This is a genomic window from Yokenella regensburgei ATCC 49455 (assembly GCF_000735455.1).
Lineage (GTDB): Bacteria > Pseudomonadota > Gammaproteobacteria > Enterobacterales > Enterobacteriaceae > Yokenella > Yokenella regensburgei.
Map to the genome: position 1 here is coordinate 137743 of NZ_JMPS01000044.1, position 22372 is coordinate 160114.

Annotated in this window: 23 protein-coding genes; 8 read left to right on the forward strand and 15 right to left on the reverse strand. The window is 54.7% G+C overall.

All coding sequences use genetic code 11. The features are described from left to right. Positions 1–3 precede the first annotated feature (3 nt). The 4 genes from sspA to zapE all read right to left on the reverse strand — a co-directional run bounded on the left by sspA (position 4) and on the right by zapE (position 3209). Positions 4–642: a stringent starvation protein SspA gene (gene sspA / locus GYRE_RS14010; protein WP_006818079.1), complete on the reverse strand. Its 639-nt coding sequence runs from the start codon at positions 640–642 to the stop codon at positions 4–6. Positions 643–956: 314 nt separating this feature from the next. Beyond that, positions 957–1349 (reverse strand): 30S ribosomal protein S9, encoded by a 393-nt coding sequence (gene rpsI / locus GYRE_RS14015; protein ID WP_000829815.1) that lies wholly within the window; start codon positions 1347–1349, stop codon positions 957–959. Between the two features lie 15 nt (positions 1350–1364). After that, entirely contained in the window at positions 1365–1793 is a 429-nt protein-coding gene (rplM, locus tag GYRE_RS14020; RefSeq protein WP_006818076.1) for a 50S ribosomal protein L13, read from the reverse strand. Between the two features lie 288 nt (positions 1794–2081). Then, on the reverse strand, positions 2082–3209 hold the full coding sequence (gene zapE / locus GYRE_RS14025; protein WP_038256048.1) for a cell division protein ZapE: 1128 nt from the start codon (positions 3207–3209) through the stop codon (positions 2082–2084). Positions 3210–3404: 195 nt separating this feature from the next. On the opposite strand from zapE, the gene zapG reads away from it, so the two are divergent. From zapG to degS, 3 genes are all read left to right on the forward strand, one after another. Beyond that, entirely contained in the window at positions 3405–3803 is a 399-nt protein-coding gene (gene zapG / locus GYRE_RS14030; RefSeq protein WP_038256051.1) for a Z-ring associated protein ZapG, read from the forward strand. Positions 3804–3974: 171 nt separating this feature from the next. Then, positions 3975–5342: a serine endoprotease DegQ gene (gene degQ / locus GYRE_RS14035; protein ID WP_038256053.1), complete on the forward strand. Its 1368-nt coding sequence runs from the start codon at positions 3975–3977 to the stop codon at positions 5340–5342. 87 nt (positions 5343–5429) lie between these two features. Next, positions 5430–6500 (forward strand): outer membrane-stress sensor serine endopeptidase DegS, encoded by a 1071-nt coding sequence (gene degS, locus GYRE_RS14040; protein WP_006818072.1) that lies wholly within the window; start codon positions 5430–5432, stop codon positions 6498–6500. 52 nt (positions 6501–6552) lie between these two features. Here the strand turns inward: degS and mdh are convergent, their stop codons facing one another. Further along, positions 6553–7491 carry a malate dehydrogenase gene (gene mdh / locus GYRE_RS14045; protein WP_006818071.1) on the reverse strand — a complete coding sequence of 313 codons (939 nt, stop codon included), beginning with the start codon at positions 7489–7491 and terminating at the stop codon, positions 6553–6555. A 396-nt stretch (positions 7492–7887) separates the two neighbouring features. On the opposite strand from mdh, the gene argR reads away from it, so the two are divergent. From argR to yhcN-B, 3 genes are all read left to right on the forward strand, one after another. After that, positions 7888–8358 carry a transcriptional regulator ArgR gene (gene argR / locus GYRE_RS14050; RefSeq protein WP_006818069.1) on the forward strand — a complete coding sequence of 157 codons (471 nt, stop codon included), beginning with the start codon at positions 7888–7890 and terminating at the stop codon, positions 8356–8358. Positions 8359–8708: 350 nt separating this feature from the next. Then, on the forward strand, positions 8709–8972 hold the full coding sequence (gene yhcN, locus GYRE_RS14055; protein ID WP_038256055.1) for a peroxide/acid stress response protein YhcN: 264 nt from the start codon (positions 8709–8711) through the stop codon (positions 8970–8972). Positions 8973–9077: 105 nt separating this feature from the next. After that, entirely contained in the window at positions 9078–9344 is a 267-nt protein-coding gene (gene yhcN-B, locus GYRE_RS14060; protein ID WP_006818067.1) for a DUF1471 family stress response protein YhcN-B, read from the forward strand. Positions 9345–9396: 52 nt separating this feature from the next. Here the strand turns inward: yhcN-B and GYRE_RS14065 are convergent, their stop codons facing one another. The 5 genes from GYRE_RS14065 to aaeX form a co-directional block, all read right to left on the reverse strand. Further along, the gene (locus GYRE_RS14065; RefSeq protein WP_006818066.1) at positions 9397–9669 is read right to left on the reverse strand and encodes a barstar family protein; all 273 of its coding nucleotides are present in this window, start codon (positions 9667–9669) and stop codon (positions 9397–9399) included. 20 nt (positions 9670–9689) lie between these two features. Further along, the gene (locus tag GYRE_RS14070) at positions 9690–11144 is read right to left on the reverse strand and encodes an NAD-dependent succinate-semialdehyde dehydrogenase (protein ID WP_006818065.1); all 1455 of its coding nucleotides are present in this window, start codon (positions 11142–11144) and stop codon (positions 9690–9692) included. Positions 11145–11229: 85 nt separating this feature from the next. Continuing rightward, positions 11230–13197 (reverse strand): p-hydroxybenzoic acid efflux pump subunit AaeB, encoded by a 1968-nt coding sequence (gene aaeB, locus GYRE_RS14075; protein ID WP_038256057.1) that lies wholly within the window; start codon positions 13195–13197, stop codon positions 11230–11232. Positions 13198–13202: 5 nt separating this feature from the next. After that, a complete protein-coding gene (aaeA, locus tag GYRE_RS14080; RefSeq protein WP_006818063.1) occupies positions 13203–14135 on the reverse strand; it encodes a p-hydroxybenzoic acid efflux pump subunit AaeA in 933 nt (310 codons plus the stop codon). 7 nt (positions 14136–14142) lie between these two features. Beyond that, the gene (aaeX, locus tag GYRE_RS14085; protein WP_006818062.1) at positions 14143–14346 is read right to left on the reverse strand and encodes a p-hydroxybenzoic acid efflux pump operon protein AaeX; all 204 of its coding nucleotides are present in this window, start codon (positions 14344–14346) and stop codon (positions 14143–14145) included. Positions 14347–14480: 134 nt separating this feature from the next. Between aaeX and aaeR the strand changes: the two genes are divergently transcribed. Beyond that, the gene (aaeR, locus tag GYRE_RS14090) at positions 14481–15410 is read left to right on the forward strand and encodes an HTH-type transcriptional activator AaeR (protein WP_006818061.1); all 930 of its coding nucleotides are present in this window, start codon (positions 14481–14483) and stop codon (positions 15408–15410) included. A gap of 7 nt (positions 15411–15417) precedes the next feature. Here aaeR and fucR read toward each other — a convergent pair whose 3' ends face one another. The 5 genes from fucR to fucP are packed head-to-tail and all read right to left on the reverse strand — an operon-like array spanning position 15418 to position 21222. Then, complete coding sequence (gene fucR / locus GYRE_RS14095) at positions 15418–16137, reverse strand: L-fucose operon activator (RefSeq protein WP_006818060.1); 720 nt, start codon at positions 16135–16137, stop codon at positions 15418–15420. A gap of 51 nt (positions 16138–16188) precedes the next feature. Next, entirely contained in the window at positions 16189–16611 is a 423-nt protein-coding gene (gene fucU / locus GYRE_RS14100) for an L-fucose mutarotase (protein ID WP_038256059.1), read from the reverse strand. 17 nt (positions 16612–16628) lie between these two features. Then, positions 16629–18059, reverse strand: a complete 1431-nt coding sequence (fucK, locus tag GYRE_RS14105; RefSeq protein WP_038256060.1) for an L-fuculokinase — start codon at positions 18057–18059, stop codon at positions 16629–16631. 54 nt (positions 18060–18113) lie between these two features. After that, on the reverse strand, positions 18114–19889 hold the full coding sequence (gene fucI, locus GYRE_RS14110) for an L-fucose isomerase (protein ID WP_038256061.1): 1776 nt from the start codon (positions 19887–19889) through the stop codon (positions 18114–18116). A gap of 10 nt (positions 19890–19899) precedes the next feature. After that, entirely contained in the window at positions 19900–21222 is a 1323-nt protein-coding gene (gene fucP, locus GYRE_RS14115) for an L-fucose:H+ symporter permease (RefSeq protein ID WP_006818056.1), read from the reverse strand. A 472-nt stretch (positions 21223–21694) separates the two neighbouring features. Here fucP and fucA point away from each other — a divergent pair, with 472 nt between their 5' ends. Next, entirely contained in the window at positions 21695–22342 is a 648-nt protein-coding gene (gene fucA / locus GYRE_RS14120; RefSeq protein WP_038256063.1) for an L-fuculose-phosphate aldolase, read from the forward strand. Positions 22343–22372 lie beyond the last annotated feature (30 nt).

The window sequence follows — 22372 nt, forward strand, 5'->3', positions numbered from 1 at the left end:
CAGTTAGCCTCGACCAAGACGCATTTCACGCTCGGCTTCAGTTAAGGAAGCGAGGAAAGAGTCACGCTCGAAGACACGAGTCATGTAGGCTTTCAGCTCTTTCGCACCCGCGCCCACGATTTCGATGCCAAGTACCGGCAAACGCCACAGCAGCGGCGCCAGGTAGCAATCCACCAGGCTGAACTCGTCGCTCAGGAAGTAAGGTTTCTGAGTGAAGACCGGCGCAATTGCCTGAAGTTCTTCACGCAGCTGCTTACGTGCAGCATCCGCCTGAGCAGCAGAACCGGTCGTGATGACGTTCATCAGCGTGTACCAGTCTTTCTCGATACGATGCATATAAAGACGGCTTTCACCACGCGCAACCGGATATACCGGCATCAGCGGCGGATGAGGGAAACGCTCGTCCAGATATTCCATAATGATGCGGGATTCCCACAGGGTGAGCTCACGATCCACCAGCGTCGGTACGCTTTGATTCGGGTTGAGGTCAATCAGATCCTGAGGTGGGTTGTCCTTCTCCACGTGTTCTATCTCAAAACTAACACCCTTCTCAGCCAGCACAATGCGGACCTGATGGCTATAGATGTCAGTAGGACCAGAAAACAGCGTCATTACCGAACGTTTGTTGGCAGCGACAGCCATGAAAACCTCCAGGTATATTCAGAATTTTTACTGCTACCGGCCACACGGTGACCAGCCAGATAAAAGGCCCCATTCGCAAGGAATACACTTTTTGTTCCATAAGAAACCAAAAAATGAACAATCCCCGGCATTTGGGCAGAAAATTGGATGATAGTTTACCAGATTTTAACGACGATGTGGTGAGGGGATTCTGGAAATGCTGAAAAAGACCAGGAATTCAGCGCAGCATGGTGAGAAACACGCGTTATGTCCATAAAAAAACCCGCCGAAGCGGGTTTTTTCGCCAATTGTTCTCCTGCAGATGCAGGAAGCAATTAACGCTTGGAGAACTGCGGACGACGACGTGCTTTACGCAGGCCGACTTTCTTACGTTCAACCTGACGAGCATCACGAGTAACGAAGCCAGCTTTACGCAGTTCGCCACGCAGGGACTCGTCGTACTCCATCAGAGCGCGGGTGATACCGTGACGGATCGCACCAGCCTGACCAGAGATACCACCACCTTTAACGGTGATGTACAGATCCAGTTTCTCAACCATGTCGACCAGTTCCAGCGGCTGACGAACTACCATGCGGGCAGTTTCGCGACCGAAGTACTGTTCCAGAGAACGCTGGTTAATAACGATTTTACCGTTGCCCGGTTTGATGAACACACGAGCTGCGGAACTTTTGCGGCGACCAGTGCCGTAGTATTGATTTTCAGCCATTGCCTATAATCCCGATTAGATGTCAAGAACTTGCGGTTGCTGTGCCGCGTGGTTGTGCTCGTTGCCCGCGTAAACTTTCAGTTTACGGTACATAGCACGACCCAGCGGGCCTTTTGGCAGCATGCCTTTAACCGCGATTTCAATCACACGCTCAGGACGGCGGGCAATCATCTCTTCAAAGGTCGCTTCTTTGATACCACCGATGTGGCCAGTGTGGTGGTAGTACATTTTGTCTTCGCGCTTGTTGCCGGTTACAGCAACTTTTTCTGCGTTCAGAACGATGATGTAGTCACCAGTATCAACGTGCGGAGTGAATTCCGCTTTGTGCTTACCGCGCAGGCGACGAGCCAGTTCGGTAGCCAGACGGCCCAGAGTTTTACCGGTCGCGTCAACAACATACCAGTCGCGTTGTACGGTTTCTGGTTTAGCTGTAAAAGTTTTCATTAAAAGCTTACCCAAGTAATAAGTTACACGTTGGTGAACACCCAAACGTTTTAGTCAGTTGAGGCTCACACGACAAAGTCCGGCAAACCTACCCCTTCGAATAGCAAATGCCAGCACATAGAAAGTTTTGGGAAAAAACCTTCTCGTAACGTGGGGTCGCAAGATTATAGAGAAGTCGAGGTCAAAGATCGACCCCTTTATATGCTTTGCCGCGGGTTTTTCGGGGTTTGGGGGTGTGCGGCCTGACGCCTTCCCCCCCAACCCTTCTCCCACGGGGAGAAGAGGCATTTATGGCATATGCGATTTCTTAAGATACTCTTCGCTCTGCATCTCCTGCAGACGCGACAAGCAGCGCTGAAATTCAAACTTCAGACGCTCGCCCTGATAAATCTCATATAAAGGCACGGCAGCGCTTACCACCAGCTTGACGTGGCGCTCGTAGAACTCATCCACCAGCGCGATAAAGCGGCGGGCTTCGCTCTCCATCAGGCGGGTCAGCACCGGTACATCAAACATCAACACGGTGTGGAACAGGCGCGAGAGCGCAATGTAGTCGTGCTGGCTGCGGGCATCCACGCACAGCGTGGTAAATGACACCGCCAGCGTCTGGTTCTCTACGCCCATGGTCTGCAGCGCACGATGGTTTATTTCAAGCTCCGGCGCGTGCTCACGCGGCGCACCGGCCAGCGCCAGCCACAGCGCATCCATCTGCTGCATGGTTTCCGTGTTAAGCGGCGACAGCCACAGATGAGCCTGGGTCAGCGTGCGCAGTCGGTAATCCACCCCGGCATCAACGTTCATGATGTCACAGTGCTCTTTAATCGCCTCAATTGCCGGTAAGAAGCGCGCACGCTGCAGGCCATTACGATACAGACCGTCAGGCGCAATATTTGACGTTGCCACAAGCGTAATGCCGCGGGCAAACAGCGCCTTCATCAACCCGCCGAGCAGCATGGCGTCGGTAATGTCGGAAACAAAAAACTCGTCAAAGCACAGAACGTCAGTTTCGGCCTTGAAACGGTCGGCGATGATCTCCAGCGGGTCGCTGTGTCCTTGCAGCTGCGTCAGCTCTTCATGCACGCGCAGCATGAAGCGGTGGAAATGCAGACGCTGCTTACGCGCTCCTGGCAGGCTCTGATAGAAAAGATCCATAAGCCAGGTCTTGCCACGCCCCACACCGCCCCACATGTAAAGACCTCGTACCGGCGTCCGGGCCGTTGCCGTCTCTTTCTTACCCCACAGCTTCCCGAATTTTGCTTTCAGCCCACCGCCTGTGGGGGGAGCCTCTTTGCTGATGGTCAGCTCCTGCCAGATAACGTCGAGCCGGCTCACGGCCTCGCGCTGGACATCGTCCGCCTGGTGGGTGCCCTCGTTGAGTGCCTGGATATATCGCGATGTTGGGGTAAGGCTTTGCATAAGTTATTGTTATTCCCTGAAAAGCAACTTGCAGTCGTTCACAGTTGTCGAAAAAAAAGCCGTTCTACACTACGTGATGATACGCCAGGATTCCACTTCTAAGGAAATAGCGGTTATAGTGGCACTATCGGGCGCGGGCAAGGAGTCGCCTCTCGGCCAACACCCTACGGAACAACAAAACAACGGGAGAAGTTCATGACCTGGGAATATGGGCTAATTGGGTTAGTCGTCGGCCTCATTATCGGCGCCGTCGCCATGCGTTTTGGCAACCGCAAATTACGTCAACAACAGGCCCTGCAGTACGAACTGGAAAAAAACAAAGCAGAGCTCGAAGATTATCGTGAAGAGTTAGTCAGCCATTTTGCCCGCAGCGCGGAGCTGCTTGATAACATGGCGCACGATTATCGTCAGCTGTACCAGCACATGGCGAAAAGCTCCAGCAGCCTGCTGCCGGAAATGACCGCGGAAACCAATCCGTTCCGCAATCGTCTGGCCGAGTCCGAAGCGGGCAACGACCAGGCCCCGGTGCAGATGCCGCGCGACTACTCCGATGGCGCGTCTGGCCTGCTGCGCGGTGGTGCAAAACGCGATTAATCGCACATCCGCTAAAATTTATTTACGGGCGCGCCTTCTGCGCCCGTCTCTTCTTCCTCACCCCAGCTATTATTTAATCGTTACCCGCATTGTTACCCGGTTAAAATTTCAATAACATCATACTGTTTTTGGGAATTTTACTTACCCATCAGGTTACGAGAGCCAGCATCAATGAAGAAATCTACTTTGCTGTTGAGTGCGTTAGCGTTAAGCGTTGGTTTATCTCTCTCTGCGTCTATGCCTGCGGTAGCCTCGCTGCCAACACAGGTGCCAGGCCAGGGGGCGCTGCCGAGCCTTGCGCCGATGCTGGAAAAAGTCCTGCCTGCCGTGGTGAGCGTTCAGGTAGAAGGTACGGCGGTGCAGAGCCAGCAGGTTCCTGACGAGCTGAAAAAATTCTTTGGCGACCAGGGACCCGACGAGCAGGCACAGCCGTTTGAAGGCCTGGGCTCTGGCGTCATCATCGACGCCGCGAAAGGCTACGTGCTGACCAACAACCACGTGGTGAGCCAGGCGCAAAAAATCAGCGTCCAGCTCAACGACGGCCGCGAATTCGACGCCAAACTGATCGGCAGCGATGAACAAAGCGACATCGCGCTGCTGCAGTTGCAAAACGCCAGCCACCTCACGCAAATCGCCATTGCCGACTCCGACAAGCTCCGGGTCGGTGATTTCGTGGTGGCCGTAGGTAACCCCTTCGGCCTTGGCCAGACGGCCACCTCGGGCATCGTCTCCGCACTGGGGCGCAGTGGGCTGAACCTCGAAGGGCTGGAGAACTTTATTCAGACCGACGCCTCCATCAACCGCGGTAACTCCGGCGGCGCCCTGCTCAACCTGAACGGCGAACTGATTGGTATTAACACCGCCATTCTGGCACCTGCGGGCGGTAGCGTCGGCATCGGCTTTGCTATCCCCAGCAACATGGCCCGCACGCTTTCGCAACAGCTTATCCAGTTTGGCGAAATCAAACGTGGGCTGCTTGGGATTAAAGGCACCGAGATGAGCGCCGACATCGCCAAAGCCTTTAAGCTGGATGTGCAGCGCGGCGCGTTTGTCAGCGAAGTCTTGCCAAACTCCGGTTCGGCAAAAGCGGGGATTAAGTCGGGCGACGTGATTGTTAGCCTGAACGATAAACCACTCAGCAGCTTTGCCGAGCTGCGTTCGCGTATCGCAACGACAGCGCCGGGCACCAAAGTGAAGCTCGGTCTGCTACGCGACGGCAAACCGCTTACCGTTGAAGTGACGCTGGATAAAAGCACCTCTTCGACCGCCAGTGCAGAACTTATCGCCCCGGCACTTCAGGGCGCCGCTCTCAGCGATGGGCAAATGAAGGATGGCACTAAAGGTGTCTCTATCGACAGCGTCGAGAAGGGCAGCGCCGCCGCGCAGATTGGTTTGCATAAAGATGACATCATCATCGGCATTAACCGTGAACGCATCCATTCTATCGCTGAATTACGCAAAGTGATGGAAGCCAAGCCGTCCGTCATCGCCTTGAATGTGGTGCGCGGCAATGAAAGCATTTATCTGCTTTTGCGTTAAACGCCCCACTCCGGGCAGCGCCGACGTGTGCTGCCCGGATAACTCGTGCTATGCTTCGGCTGTTTACTCACCAGTGATATCGGCATTATGCTCGCAAAGCTCATACGTTCGACTGCAATTGGATTGATTGTTGGCGGCATTTTGCTCGCCGCGCTTCCCTCGTTACGCCAGTTTGGCGCCACAACTTCGGCAACCTTCGACAGTGGCGACGAATCTCCTGTCAGCTATAACTCTGCGGTACGACGTGCGGCACCCGCCGTGGTTAACGTCTATACCCGCGGGCTGAACAGCACCGGCCAAAATAAGCTGGAGCTACGCACCCTCGGTTCCGGCGTGATTATGGACGAACGTGGCTACATTATTACCAACAAGCACGTGATAAGTGACGCAGACCAGATTATCGTCGCCCTGCAGGATGGCAGGGTGTTCGAAGCCCTGGTGGTCGGCTCCGATAGCCTGACGGATCTTGCGGTACTCAAAATTAACGCCAACGGCGGCCTGCCGGTGATCCCGATTAACCCGAAGCGCGTACCGCACATCGGTGATGTTGTGCTGGCCATCGGCAACCCCTTTAACCTGGGGCAAACGACGACACAGGGGATAATCAGCGCGACCGGTCGTATCGGCCTCAACCCAAGCGGTCGACAGAATTTCCTGCAAACAGATGCCTCTATCAACCACGGCAACTCGGGGGGCGCACTGGTGAACTCCCTGGGTGAGCTGATGGGTATTAACACGCTCTCCTTTGATAAGAGTAACGACGGCGAAACTCCGGAGGGCATTGGTTTTGCGCTTCCGGTTCAGCTGGCGACCAAAATCATGGATAAGCTTATCCGTGACGGCCGCGTCATTCGTGGTTATATCGGCATTGGTGGGCGCGAAATCGCACCGATGCACGCCCAGGCTGGCGGCGGTATCGACCAGATTCAGGGGATTGTCGTCAACGAAGTTTCCCCTGGTGGCCCGGCAGCGCTTGCCGGCATTCAGGTGAACGACGTTATCCTGACGGTGAATAACAAACCGGCTATCTCTGCCCTGGAGACCATGGACCAGGTGGCAGAGATCCGCCCCGGTTCGGTTATCCCGGTGGTAGTGATGCGTGAAGATAAGAAGATAACCATCGAAGTTACCGTTCAGGAATACCCCGTCACCAACTGACGGGCATAAAAAAACCGGAGCCAATGGCTCCGGTTTTGACATCTGACGCCGGTTACTTGTTAACGAACTCTTCGCCAAGCGTAATGTCTTTCTTCAGCGTATCCAGCATGCCTTCCATCGCCTGCTGTTCAAATGCGCTCAGCGCACCGATAGCCTTATGCTCTTCGATACCGTTTTTACCCAGCAGCAGTGGCTGAGAGAAGAAGCGCGCGTGCTGGCCGTTACCTTCAACATAAGCGCATTCCACCACGCCTTTCTCACCCTGCAGGGCACGAACCAGCGACAGGCCGAAACGCGCTGCAGCCTGACCCATAGACAGGGTTGCAGAACCGCCACCCGCCTTCGCTTCCACCACTTCGGTGCCCGCGTTCTGGATACGTTTGGTCAGGTCAGCCACTTCCTTCTCAGAGAAGCTCACGCCCGGGATCTGCGACAGCAGCGGCAGAATGGTCACGCCAGAGTGACCACCGATAACCGGGACTTCAATCTCGGTCGGCTGCTTGCCTTTCAGCTCTGCAACAAAGGTGTTAGAGCGGATGATGTCCAGCGTGGTCACGCCAAACAGTTTGTTTTTGTCATAAACGCCGGCTTTTTTCAGCACTTCTGCGGCAATCGCCACCGTCGTATTTACCGGGTTAGTGATGATACCGATGCAAGCTTTCGGGCAGGTTTTAGCAATCTGCTGCACCAGGTTTTTGACAATCCCAGCGTTAACGTTAAACAGGTCAGAGCGATCCATACCTGGCTTACGTGCAACACCTGCGGAGATCAGCACGACGTCAGCACCAACCAGTGCCGGAGTCGCGTCTTCACCGCAGAAACCTTTAATTTTCACATCAGTTGGGATATGGCTAAGATCGACTGCCACGCCTGGGGTAACCGGCGCAATATCATACAGGGAGAGTTCTGAGCCTGAAGGCAGTTGGGTCTTAAGTAGTAGGGCAAGCGCCTGGCCAATACCGCCAGCTGCGCCGAGGACTGCGACTTTCATCCTTAAACTCCTTATTATGGTTAATGTAATCTACCGTCCATTGCGGTGACCTTAATTTAGCATGCAAATGATGGCAATAAGATCGCGTCAGGAATGCGGGGTTTGTAGAGTTTCAATAATCTTTTAACACTCGAATCTCCCGAAAACCGCCTGGAGGTTGACTGCTGGTTACAATACACCCTGCCAGACCCGCAAAACAACATCATTTTCATAACATTTGATTTACTTTTGCCCTTATTTTCGTCCCGTGACACAGGCATGTTTCTTAATAACGAAATTTGATAAAATCATCCCCTTTCATAACATTATTTCAGCCTTTTTCATGGCAGATAGTTTGCATAAAAATTCATTCATATGCATAATAATGTTGTTTTTCCACCATAATATGGGTGACTTATGCGAAGCTCGGCCAAGCAAGAAGAGTTAATTAAAGCGTTTAAATCGCTGCTCAAAGAAGAAAAGTTTAGTTCTCAGGGGGAGATTGTTCAGGCTCTGCAGGAAGAAGGCTTCGAAAATATCAATCAGTCCAAAGTCTCTCGCATGTTGACGAAGTTTGGCGCCGTGCGCACGCGCAATGCCAAAATGGAGATGGTGTACTGCCTTCCGGCTGAACTGGGCGTTCCGACTACCTCCAGCCCGCTGAAGAACCTGGTACTGGATATCGATTACAACGACGCCGTTGTTGTTATCCATACCAGCCCTGGCGCTGCGCAGCTCATCGCACGCCTGCTGGACTCACTGGGTAAAGCAGAGGGCATTCTCGGTAGCATTGCCGGTGATGACACTATCTTCACCACCCCAGCCCGTGATTTCTCAGTGAAAGATCTCTACGAAGCCATTCTGGTGCTGTTCGAACAAGAGCTCTGATTCCCCTACCCTCTGGCTGCCGGTCAGAGGGTAAATCTGCCTTACCGCAACCAAAACGCAACATTCTCCTGCCGTTACTTTAACAAATAGTGCGTTTCTCCACCCCGAATCATTCACATGGCGAATACTTTCGCACGAAATGCTAACTCATCATATCCATTTGTTTTATTTGAATATTTCAATAAAACACACACTCTCACAAGGCCTTTTCGCCTATTTTTTAAACAAGTTATTGCCAGTGCAACAATTAGCAGGGTATTAATTTTTTCCGTTACGAGTGTATACTTAATTTTGTGATGAGGGTCACGAAAAACATTGACCCCAGTAAAAGATTCGACGAGGTATTGAAAATGAATATGAAGAATAAAGTTGCCATGATCGGCATCCTGTCATCCCTCTCTTTCGCCACTTTCGCTGCGGACTCTATCAACAGCGAACAGGCTCAGAACCGTCAGTCCATCGGCACCATTTCTGTAGGTGCAGTTAACTCTTCTCCGATGGATATGCGTGAAATGCTGAACCAGAAAGCCCAGGAGCAAGGTGCGACCGCATATCGCGTGATTGAAGCACGCAGCGGCGACCACTGGCATGCCACGGCAGAGCTGTACAAATAAGTTTTAACGACACCAGACCCTGTAAATGACTACGGCACCAGGCATAAAAAAAGCAGTAGAAACCTTCTCGCCGTGGAAATGAGACCCTATTGAGGAGTAAAGATTATGAAACGCACACTGATTATCGCATCTCTTGGTTTAGCTTCTGTTCTGTCATTCGGCGCCAACGCGGCAGCTCATCAGATCAGCGCTGAACAGGCACAAAATCTGCAATCCATGGGCACTATCTCCGTTTCCCAGGTAGGTAGCGCACCGATGGATATGCGTCAGGAACTGGCAGCGAAAGCGGAAAAAGAGGGTGCCACATCCTACCGCATTATTGAAGCCCGCTCCGGTGACACCTGGCACGCAACGGCTGAGCTGTACAAATAAACCCTCGTCGTCTTTTACCCGACGACTTGCCCCCGCCCCGGCGGGGGCTTTTTTATAGCTGTACGTTAAAGCGAAGCTGTCCTCCCAGCTCCTCTTCCGCCTCATCAAACAGCAGAATCAGTGCGCCAAAACGTCGACGCTGAGTCTCGCTAATATGGATGAATTCAATATCCATCGGCAGCGGTAACGCATTGAGGGTCACCACATCCCAGAGCGAATCCAGATCGCTGACCTGCTCACGATCGAGTGAGAACGTCTGGCAAAACTGCCGGTAGAAATCATCCATGCTTTCGATTTCATCAAAATCAAAGGTATAGACTTTCATTCTGCTGCCCCATTCCTGCCCTATAAACCGCCCAGATGCAGAGTTTTCACTTCAAGGAACTCTTCCAGCCCCAGAACAGAGCCTTCACGCCCAAGCCCGGATTCTTTCACTCCCCCAAATGGCCCAAGCTCCGTTGAGACCGCACACTCGTTGATGCCGATCATGCCACTTTCGAGGGCTTCCGAGACGCGAAACACGCGCTGTAAGTTCTGAGTATAGAAGTAAGCCGCCAGACCATAGGGTGTATCATTAGCACGCTGAATGACTTCTTCCTCACTACTGAAGCGGAAACAGGCCGCCAGTGGGCCAAACGTCTCCTCCTGCGCCAGCAACATGTCATCATGGCATTCACCCAGCACCGTTGGCTGCCAGAAGCAACCGCCCAGCGCGTGCGCTTTACCGCCTGCCAGCACCTTAGCGCCTTTAGCAACCGCATCATTAATATGTTCCTGAACTTTCTTCACCGCCGAAGGTTCAATCAACGGGCCGACGATAACCCCTTCTTCAGCGCCATTACCCACCTTGAGTGCACTGACCGCCTCTGCAAGCTTGCGGGTGAACGCATCGTACACGCGATCGTGAATGAAGAAGCGGTTAACGCTGACGCACACCTGGCCTGCGTTGCGGAATTTATTGGCAACGGCGCCTTTTACCGCGGCGTCGATATCCGCATCGTCAAAGACGATGTAAGGTGCGTTGCCACCAAGCTCCATCGAGACCTTTTTCATGGTCTCCGCTGCATTACGCATCAACGTCTTACCCACCGATGTAGAGCCGGTAAAGGAGATTTTCCGCACCTCGTGGCTTGCCATAATGGCATCGCTTATCTCCTGGGTATTCCCCGCGACCGCGTTAAGTACCCCGTCCGGCACCCCGGCTTTTTTGGCCAGCACCAGCAGCGCAAAGGCGCAGAGCGGCGTGTTATTTGCAGGTTTGATGATCCCGGTACAGCCCGCCGCCAGCGCCGGACCTAGCTTGCGGGTCAGCATCGCCATCGGGAAGTTCCACGGCGTAATCGCCGCGACGACGCCAATCGGTTCACGGGTGGCGAGAATGCGTGAGCCTGGTTTCACAGGGGGAATAATTTCACCGTTAGCACGTTTGCCCTGCTCGGCAAACCACTGAATAAAACTTGCGGCATACTCCACCTCACCTTCAGCTTCTTTTAGCGGTTTTCCCTGTTCGGTGGTCATTAACCGGGCGAGCCAGGCTTTGTTTTCAACGATCAGTTGATACCATTTATTGAGAATTTCTGAGCGCACTTTCGCCGGGGTTGCACGCCAGCCGGGAAAGGCTTTGTGGGCGGCAGCAATGGCGGCTTCGGCTTCTTTCTTACCCGCCTTCGCCACTTTGGCGATAACGTCACCAGTCGCCGGGTTTACTACATCGAACGTGGTCTCAAGGGGTTTCCAGATGCCGTTAACCAGATACCCGGTCTGAAACAGTTCGTTATCCTGCAGTGCCTGAATGGTCATTTGTCCTCCTGATGGGTGGTGTCCTGCACAACCGGTAAGTATAGCCATAAAAAAACCGACGCTTTTGGCGTCGGTTCTCAGGTTTTTAGCTATCCGTGAGCGCGTTCTGGTACTTATTCAGCATCCCCACGAGCCGTTTCACCGGTTCGGTTACCTGCGGCGGGGCATCCCAGGTTCGTAGTTTTTCCTGATAGACATCCAGCTCTTCCAGTAATTGCGTAAAGTAAAGACGGCGCTTCACATCACTGCTGGCGGCAATCACCTGATCCGCCGTCCGGCGCAGTTGACGATGGAACAGCGACAGGTCGTCATTCACCGGTACGGGCGCATCGCGCAGGCGCTGGTGAGCAATGATAAGCGTCAGCGCCAGACGGAATTTCGCGAGATCGCCAGGAAACTTGTTCAGCAGCAGAAACAGCTGCTGGTACAGCGCGGGCAGGTGATTCTCTTTGCGCCGTACTGTGTTAGTGGTCATTGCCGATACCGCCGCTGACACAAACTGGTTCAGCAACACGCGCCCGGTACGCGTCTGCGAGTTATCACGCACCAGCGAGATGACCATCAGCGCCAGGAAGCACCCCACCAGCTGACCCAGCGCACTATCGAGGAACTGGCTGAAATGAAAGGTCATCGGGTTATCCAGCACCAGAATGTTGATGGTACTGGCGAGCGCCCCCAGCGAGCCAAGGCGTCTTTTCTGTACCTCAATGCCAATAAAGAACGCCAGCACCGCGAGGCTCAGGCACAGTAGCAGCATACTTTGTTGGGTTGAGGGAATGATGATAAGGAAGAACAGCGCCCCAAGCGGCAGCGCCGCCAGCGTGCCGTACAGAAAATCAATCGCCACCATGCGCGGGTTCGGCAGACGCATGGCAAGCGATGTCACCACCGCAATCATCACCATCGCCCCGCTGCCGGAAGTCCAGCCGGTCCACAACCAGAACAGCGTACCCAGCACGCAGGAGAGAGTGGTACGCCAGAAGTTAACCATGGCGTGATGGCGCTCTGCGGATTCGGCGCGCACAACAACTTCGCCCTGCAGGATCTCCTCTTCCCGGGCGCTGATTTTGGTGTTGCTCACCACCCCACGTTTGAGCAGCTGATATCGCGTTGCGGCACCAACCCAGCTATAAATCGTAACCGGCGTATCGTGCTGCCCGGTCCAGGCGAGGATCCGCCGCATCCGTTTCAGCTGGCGGTTAGCCTCCTGCGGCGTATCGACCGGCTCTTCAAACATTTCACGCCAGCTATCGGTAATCAGCTCCGGGCGGGTATTCTGGATCAAATAGGTTTCGCAGGCCTGGGTAATCAAGGTCAGTGAAAGCGTGTTCAGCGCTTTAAGGCGACGATTGGCTTTCGCCCAACGCGACGATTCGATATGCAGGTTGCTGCGCATCCCTTCCAGCGCCTGGGTGCGACGAACCAGCGCGCTCCAGGCTTTATCAACCTCTTCGCCATCACCGTGACGAATACACAGCTGCATCAGCTGATACTGTGCTACCAGCAGCGCATCGAGCTCCCGGTCAATCTCCTGTTTGATGGATCGCGGCGAAAACAGCAGATCGGCGGCGATCGCACAGACGATACCAATCACAATCTCGCTGCAGCGCTCTACGGCGAACTGCGGCGTCAGCAGGGGGTTGGGTTGAATAGTGATAATGATGATGAGTGCGGTATACCCGGCAAGCCCCCAGGCGTAGGAGTTTTCCACGCGGACCAGCGAAGAGATCCAGGTACAAAAGCCTGCCCACACGCAGCACACCAGTACCATCAGCAACGGCGCACGGATCATCAGAATAATAATGGTCAGCGCCGCAATACAGCCGATAAAGGTCCCGATAATTCGCAACATTCCGCGATAGCGAATGGCCCCGGAGTAGGGTTCACCACCGGCGGCAAACGCCGGTCCTGCCGCGACGATTGCGGCGGTCAGCACCGCCCAGCGCGGGGTTTCCAGCTCAAAATGAAAACCCACAAACAGCGCCAGCACGACGGCGCAGGCAAGCTTCAGCGCAAAGCGAATATGCTGGTTGGCAATGCTGAAAATACCCATCGCGATTAACCAAACTCACGCAGGCGCAGCGCCATCTTCTGGAAGAAGGTCATCTCACGCGCGTCGCGGTCTTTCGGCCCGGTAATAACCACCGTTGCGGTGGTACCGGCAGGCCATAGATTCCCACGCTGCTCATCAAGGTGAATACGCACCGGTACGCGTTGAGCAAGACGCACCCACTCAAGGTTAGAATCAACGGTTGCCATCCCTTTCACATCGTTACTGCTACTGGCGTTAGTGACACCTGCAGCCACGCTGTCGACGCTACCGCGGATCACCACTGAACTGCCGAGCGGGGTGATTTCGGCCCGGTAGCCCGGTCGCACACCCTCAAGTTTGGTCTCTTCCATGTAAGCCATCACGTAGAATGAGCCCTCTTTTACCAACGCCACCGCCGCAGAGCCACGGGTGATAAATTCGCCGGTATAGACGTTGAGGTTGGTTATCCAGCCGTCGGATGGCGCACGAATGGTGGTACGCTCGAGATCCAGACGCGCCAGGTCACGCGAAGCCTGGGCTTTCGCCAGCTGATGCTGAACGGTTTGCAGAACGTTATTCGCCTGGTCAATCTCTTCACGCGACATGGCCTGAACACCGAGCTGATTACGACGACCCGCTTCGCGACGCTTCTCGTTTGCCAGCACCTGGTAATAGGCCACGTCGGCTTCGGCTTCTTCAAGCGCTTTCTGGTAACGGGGTTGGTCGATAACAAACAGCACCTGGTTTTTCTTAACCAGTTGGTTATCCTTGACGTTAACCTCGGTAATGAGACCGGCGACATCCGGGGCAATAGCGACAACGTCAGCGCTGAAGCGCGCATCGCGCGTCCACGGCGATTCCGTGTAGTAAACCCAGGCGCGAAAAATGGCGATGAATGCCAGGATAACCAGTATCAGGGTGATGGCTGTACGGGAGATTTTTCTTGTTAGTGTTTTCACAGCGACCTCAAACGAACAAGCGCGATATCAGATAAAAAAGACAGCAGTACAGCGCAGTATTAAACAGCGCAGGGTGCCAGACAAAATCATAGATCCCGGTCGGGATCAGCACCCGTCGCACCAGCCAGAAGATGGCCAGCGACAACAGCAACTCAAAGAAGATCGGCGGAAACGACAAGCCGAAAATCACGATGACGGGAAACAGACTCATGTTGACCTTGATTAGCGAGAATGCGGGAGCAGGTTAGCGGGTGTTTTTCTTATCCAGCTAACAGTATATTAACGTAACAGTGATCCCCTTATCTATAATATGTGATCTAAATCACTTTTAAGCCAGAGTGAATAATGGAACGACTAAAACGCATGACGGTGTTCGCCAAAGTGGTCGAGTTTGGCTCCTTCACCGCGGCGGCACGACAACTCCAGATGAGCGTTTCTTCTATCAGCCAGACCGTGTCAAAACTGGAAGATGAGCTGCAGGTCAAGCTGCTCAACCGTAGCACCCGCAGCATTGGCCTCACCGAAGCCGGAAAAATTTACTATCAGGGCTGCCGCCGCATGCTGCATGAAGTGCAGGATGTGCACGAACAGCTCTACTCATTTAATAACACCCCGATCGGCACGCTGCGCATTGGTTGTTCTTCCACCATGGCGCAAAATGTCCTCGCCAATATCACCGCCGAGATGCTGAAAGAGTATCCAGGGCTCACGGTGAATCTGGTCACCGGGATCCCGGCACCGGATCTTATCGCCGATGGTCTGGATCTGGTTATCCGCGTGGGCGCACTGCAGGATTCCAGCCTGTTCTCCCGCCGGCTGGGCTCGATGCCGATGGTGCTATGTGCGGCAAAAAGTTATCTGCAGCAGGCCGGAATACCGGAGAAACCCGCCGATCTCGCCAATCACTCCTGGCTTGAGTATAGCGTGCGCCCGCACAACGACTTTGAGTTGATAGCGCCGGAAGGAATAACCACCCGCCTGAGCCCTCACGGGCGTTTCGTCACAAACGATCCGATGACCATTAGCCGCTGGCTGGTGGCGGGGGTCGGGATCGCCCTCGTGCCGCTGATGTGGGTGATCAATGAAATCAATCAGGGGATCCTCGAGATCCTGCTGCCGCGCTACCAGTCGGATCCGCGGCCGGTCTACGCGCTGTATACCGAAAAAGACAAACTGCCGCTGAAGGTACAGGTCTGCATCAACGCCATGACCGAATATTTTGTTGAGGTGGGTGAGCGCTACAAAGGAATGTCGGGGCGCGGAGAGTTACAGTAGTGCGCCATCAGGGGGCGTAATCGCCTTGTGCGTCGGAGATAAGCTGAGTAACGTCGCCGATGTTACCGATCATCACCTCTCCGGCGCGGTTGAATTTGCTTTTATCGATGAGCAGCAGCGACTGCTGTGCTCTTCGCAGCAGCAGTGACTTAAAATCAGCGTTGTAAACGTTGGATTCCCACAGCACGCCCTGGGCGTCGACCCCCTCGCAGGAAAAAACAAACAGATCGATCTCCAGCGACTTCACCTGTGAAAGCAGCGCCGGGTTAACATAGCAGCCGTACTTTCGCTCAAGCTTGCCACCGGAGCTGATAAGCGTTATCCGCTCACGCTTACTTAACTCATGGCAAATCGGGTGGCTATTGGTAAACACGGTGAGATTAACGTCCGGCAATTGGCGCGCCAGATACCAGCAGGTGGAGCTGGCATCCAGCGCAATCACCATACCTTCGTCTATCCACGACAGCGCTTCACGAGCGATATCAGCTTTATGCGCATAGTGGCTTTTCAGGCGGATGTGAAACGGATCGCCGCTGTCCTGGCTGTCGCGGCGAATAGTTTTGGCCCGCCCGTAGCTGCGCAGGATCTTACCCCGCTCCTGCAGCTCGCTCAGATCCCGGCGAATCGTTTCCTTACTGACGTCCAACCGCGCGGCGAGATCCTCCGTCGTCAGGCTCTCATGCTGGACTAATAACTCGATAATAGCCTGCTGGCGCGCCAGTTTCATTCCGTCTCTCCCGTCTCACGTTATCGCCTGCCCGTCGTGGCTTCGCAGAGATTACGGCGTAACTCCTTTCTTTAACAGGATATTGCCGTACTTCGCGCACTCACCTGTGATTACGATCGCAAAGGCACGCTGCGCGCGCTCATAGAACGCAAAGCGGTCGATGCGCAGGATCTCCGGGCAGGGCTGCTCCCCTGCCAGCGCATCCCGATAGCGGGCTTCAACGGTGGGATCGAGCGTGTCGCCCTCGACCGCCGCCATCATGACCAGCGGCGGCGCATAGGCATCGAGTTCGAAAAGCGGGATCACTGCCGCCAGCAGGCTGCTCACCGCCAGCCCATCGGCACGAATCACCTGCGGCCCCAGGCTATGGGCCGGGAAATGCGCATCGGCGAAGATAATCTCATCACCGTGCCCCATCTCCGCCAGCACCTTTAACAGCGTGGGCGAAATCAGCGGCGATATGGTTTTTAACATGTCACTCTCCTTGCACATTAGTTCCGGTATACCAGTTCAGGTAGGGCCACTGGCGATGTTTCCGGGTAGTAATAACGATACTGGTAACACACCTGATCACGCGCCTGTTCCGGCGAGCGGAATTCCCCAACGCCGAACCAGGCAAACATTGCCGCCCCCGAGACCGTTGTTTCGGCATCATCCAGCACCTTAACGGGGATCCCGAGCACATCGGCTTTCATCTGGTTCCACAGCGTATTGCGTGAACCGCCGCCCACCAGCAACAGCTCTCTGGCACGAAAACCGCCTACCGTTTCCAGGGTTTGTAAGTCACGGTGCAGACGCTCGGTCAGCCCTTCCAGCGCGGCGCGGTACATCTCGCCTCGGGTGGTGTTGAGCGTAACGCCCTGCCAGCCAGCGCCGGCATCTGAGAGCAGATCGCACTGCATGCGCAGCCCGCTATTGCTCGTGGTGGCGCGTCTGGCTTCATCAATTACCGTCTGCCACGGCGTTTCTCGTCCCCACAGTAAATCGCGCACCCACTCCAGTACGCCGGACGCCAGCCACTGCATCCCTGGGTTGAATATTCCCTTCTGGCTGTCCAGCTCGCAGGTTGACCCCGGGATACGGCTCAACAATGCCGTGTCAGTCTGGCTGCTGCGTGCCATTAAAATTTCCCAGGTCCCCGAAGAGAGCACGGGTTCATCCTGGCCAGCACCTGCGCCAAACAGGGCAAACTGGGTATCGTGCCCGGCAGAAATCACTGGGATCCCCTGCGGCAACCCCAGGCGCAGCGCCATTGCTGACTGCAATTCACCGATAACCTCTCCGGCTTCCACCAGGCGTGGAAAAAGACGGCGTGGAATACCGGTCGCAGAGAGAATATGTTCACTGAAATCTCGCCGGTGGATATCCAGCATCTGGCTGGTCCCCGCCATGGTCATATCGGTGGTCATCTCGCCGGTCAGGCGATGGTTGATGAGCGAGGAAATAAAAAGCCAGCTGTGCGCCCGCTCCAGCAACTGCGGGTGATTTTCGCAAAGCCATACCAGTTTATATAAGGTATTGAAACTGAACGCTCCCACGCCGGAAATCTGTTGCAGCATCTGTGGTGACAGATAGCGGGCAATGCTCTCCATCACCGCCGCCGTGCGTGGGCACTTCCAGCTGATAACCGGATAAAGCAGTTCACCGTGCGCATCCACCAGCGCCCCATCAACGCCAAAAGTGGTCACCGTCATGGCACGAATATGGCAATCCGCGAGCTCGCTCGACAGCGAATGGCAGCACTCGCTAAAGCGCTGAAGGATGTCCGTCAGCGACCACTGATGCCAGTGCGCGTGCTCCGCCGCGGGTTCGCTGGCGTTGGCGGTCGTCGCCCGCGCCACGATCCGCCCCTGGCGATCGACCGCAATCGCACGAACGTTGGTCGCACCGCAGTCCAGCACCAGAATAACGTCTTGTTTCATCGTCACTCCTTGAAAGACAACGCCCCCCACCCGCAATGGTGAGGGGCACGGCGATTAACGTTTGTAGAGCGGACCGTAGTTCTGGCAGGCGCGATAATCTTGCCCTTCGCTGTCCATACCGTGTGCCGCCCAGGAAGAAGGCCGGTAAATAGCCGACTCCTCAACGTTATGCATACAGACCGGAATACGCAGCATAGATGCCAGGGTGATAAAGTCGGCACCAACGTGACCGACGGTCAGCACGCCGTGGTTTGCCCCCCAGTTCGCCATCACCGAATAAACATCGCTGAACGGCCCTTTGCCGGTCAGTCGCGGTGCAAACCATGTAGTTGGCCAACTGGAGTCGGTACGCTTATTGAGGATATCGTGCACGTCGTCCGGCAGTTCCACGCTCCAGCCTTCGGCGATCTGCAGCACCGGTCCGATTCCCTTGATGATATTCACCCGGGTCATGGTAAACGGCACACCGCCTTCGGTCAGGAACTGTGAAGAGAAACCGCCGCCGCGGAAATACTCATGAATGGCCGGACACCACTCGGTTGCCGCGAGGCAGGCATCGGCCTCCTGCTGGCTGATATCCCAGTGCGGTTTCATGGTTGGCTGGCTTTCAGTATCACGCTGCTTGCAGGTGCCATCGAGCGCCGCCGAGCCCGAGTTGATCAGGTGAATAATGCCGTGGGCTGCATGACCGGTAAGGGCTTTACCAGTGACGCGCTGCACCGCTTCCGGCGACCAGTAAGTTCGCACGTCAGCAAACACCTGCGCCGTGCCGGTGAGCTGATGGCCAAACAGCATCGCTACACCGTTCAGGCTGTCGTTTTCCGTCGCAACCACCAGCGGTTCACGAATACCGTTCCAGTCGAACGAGCTGTTGAGCAGCGCTTCGGCGGTATCACCGTTAGGGTATTGATCGGTCCAGTGACGCTGGCCCTGGAAACCGGCGGCTATGGCGTTGTAGCCAAGCGACTCCTCAACGCGCCCGATATCGGCAAGCTTCGCATTACCCTGCATCATGTCGCGAATGCACATCGCCATCAGCAGGCTTTCACGCAGCACCTCCCGGCTCTGCGCCTCATTGCGCTGATACTGTTTGGCGTTTTTATCTTTGCCATAACGGAAGTGTTGGTCCGCCCACGCCAGCGCCAGTTCAAGCTCGGCTTCATCGTAAATGTTGTGATCGATACGGCGGCGCAGTTCGGTCATATCGACGGCCTGTACCTTCATTCCAAGCCATGACTCAAAGAAGTTATGATCGACAATCGAGCCCGCAATCCCCATCGACACACCGCCAACGGAGAGGTAGCTTTTGCCCTTCATGGTGGCAACCGCCAGCCCGGCGCGAGCGAAGCGCAGCAGCTTTTCTTCCACATCGGCCGGAACCGAGGTGTCGCCCGCATCCTGCACGTCGTGCCCATAGATGGAGAATGCCGGGATCCCTTTCTGACTGTGCGCCGCCAGCGCCGCAGCGAGATACACAGCACCCGGGCGTTCGGTACCGTTAAAACCCCAGATAGCCTTCGGACGCAGCGGATCCATGTCGATAGTCTCGCTGCCGTAGCACCAGCACGGGGTCACGGTGATGGTGAGCCCTACCTGGTGGCGGCTAAACCTCTCCTCACAGGCAGCAGCTTCCGCCATACCGGCAATACACCCATCGGCAATGACGCATTCAACCGGTGCGCCACACGGGTGGCGAAGCTTTTCACTGAGCAGCGCGGCGGTGGTCTTCGCCATGTTCATGGTCTGCTCTTCCAGCGATTCACGAACGCCCATCCGGCGGCCATCAATCACTGGGCGGATACCTATCTTCGGTAAACTTTGCTTTTTCATTCTGGAACCCTCAAATATGCGTTGTCTGGATTGCCGGTTGCGAACGGAAACGGGCAAAAATGAAGATGATGGCGAAGCACAGGGCAGGAACCAGCTCCGCCATCGGGATGTTGCCAGCAGCATCGCTGACGAAGCCCATGACCGGGGTCACGATGCCGCCGCCGATAATGGTCATGACGATAAAAGACGAGCCATACTTCGTATCCTGGCCAAGGTTTTTAATCCCCAGCGAGAAGATGGTCGGGTACTGAATGGACATGAATGCACTGCACAACGTCAGCGCCAGCAGGCCCGCATGGCCGCCGCTGAACGCAGAGAACAGGCACAGCAGCATGGCGATAAACGCGTAGATAGCCAGCACCTTGTGCGGGGCGAAGCGGCGAATCAGCCAGGTACCGCTGAAACGCCCGATAAAGAAGCACACCATCGTGCCGGTCAGATAGTTGGCGGCAAAGCCCGGCGTCATGCCCGGGATCTCTTCGATGGCATAGCGGATCAGGTAGCTCCAGCAGGCGGTTTGCGCCCCGACGTAACAGAACTGCGCCAGCACCGCCCAACGCCAGTGACGCAGATGCATCAGACGACGAAGTGAGATCAGAAACGACCCCTGCTGCGAGCCATCGTGACTGTCGCTGCTGATGCTCGGGAAGCGGGTGAAAAGGATAAATAGCGCCACTATCAGCACCACCGCCACGATAATCATGTAGGGCGTTTGCACTGCCAGCACCAGGCTGTGCTTATAGGCGCTGAGCGCTTCCGGTGCCATGCTGTCCAGCACCTCTTGCGACTGGTGTGGGACGTTCGAAAGGATCAGGCTTTGACCAAATACCACTGCGATAATGGCGCCAAAAGAGTTGAAGGTTTGCGCCAGATTCAGACGGAAGTGCCCACCCTCTTCCGGGCCTAATACCGTCACAAACGGGTTAGCCGCCGTTTCAAGGCACCCCAGTCCGGCGGCAATAATAAATAAGCCAATCAGAAACAGGGTATAATTCATCACTTCGGCGGCAGGCCAGAATAACGCTGCCCCAATGGCGTATAAACCTAACCCTGTCAATATCCCGGCTTTATAACTGAGTTTTTTCATTAATATTCCGGCTGGAATTGGCACCACGAAATAGCCGAAATAAAAAGCTGACTGAATCAAGCCAGCCTGAAAATTAGTTAACGTAAATGCCTGCTGAAATTGCGGAAGAAGAATATCATTTAGATTATTAGCAACCGCCCACAGAAAAAAGAGTGAACAGAGTAAAGCAAAAGGTACGACATAACTCCTGTTTTTCTCACCGGCGGCTACCCGGTAGTTTTGCGATTGTACTGATATGTTGCCCATAGCATCCTCGTCAGGTCAGAAGCGTTCAACGGCCTACAGTGGAAGGGTGAGATCAGACGCAGCAGCATGCCTGCTAAGTGAACTCTGGGCTTCATTCTCAAATAAAAAGATGCCGTTAATATGAGCCCAGTCACACTTAACGTTTTCTCTGTGATATTCTGTGATTACAATCACTTTAATTTATAAAAAGGCATGACCGTTTTAGAAGAAATTGATTAAAACCCACCATAAGGATGCCCGATTCATTTATTAATTCATCAAACGGTCAATCTCATTAGTTTTAATTAAAAATGACCGTTTATAAAAAAGCACTCGACAACGGACATTTTTATTTTCGAACCGCGCACGAATAACCATCCTCATCCCCAAAGAATATTGACTGCCATCACAGAATAACGCGCCGGGATTTCCCATCAGTAACTTCACGTTGAAGATGAACGTAATTATCTGCGTTTCGAAAGAGAGGATTAGTATGGAAAGATCACAACTGGCGCGGCAGGTGATCGATACCTGTCTGGAAATGACCCGTCTGGGACTGAACCAGGGAACAGCGGGCAACGTCAGCGTTCGTTATGGCAATGGTCTGCTGATAACCCCTACCGGGATCCCGTATGAAAAGCTGACGGAATCACACATCGTCTATATTGATGCCGACGGCAAGCATGAAGAGGGGAAACTCCCTTCAAGCGAGTGGCGCTTCCATATGGCGGCTTATCAGGCGCGCCCTGATGCCAATGCGGTAGTCCATAATCATGCGGTACACTGTACGGCAGTATCGATCCTCAATCGTCCAATCCCGGCGATCCACTACATGATCGCCGCCGCCGGTGGTAATTCCATTCCCTGTGCACCTTACGCCACTTTCGGTACGCGAGAGCTCTCGGAACATGTCGCTGTCGCGCTACAAAATCGTAAAGCCACCCTGCTGCAGCATCACGGGCTGATTGCCTGTGAAGTGAATCTGGAGAAAGCGCTATGGCTGGCGCATGAAGTGGAGGTGCTGGCGCAGCTGTACCTGAGCACGCTGGCGATCGTCGATCCGGTGCCGGTGCTGAGCGATGAGGCCATCGCGATTGTGCTGGAGAAATTTAAAACCTATGGGCTGCGGATTGAAGAGTAGAAAAAAGGCGGCTGATGCCGCCTCTTTTTA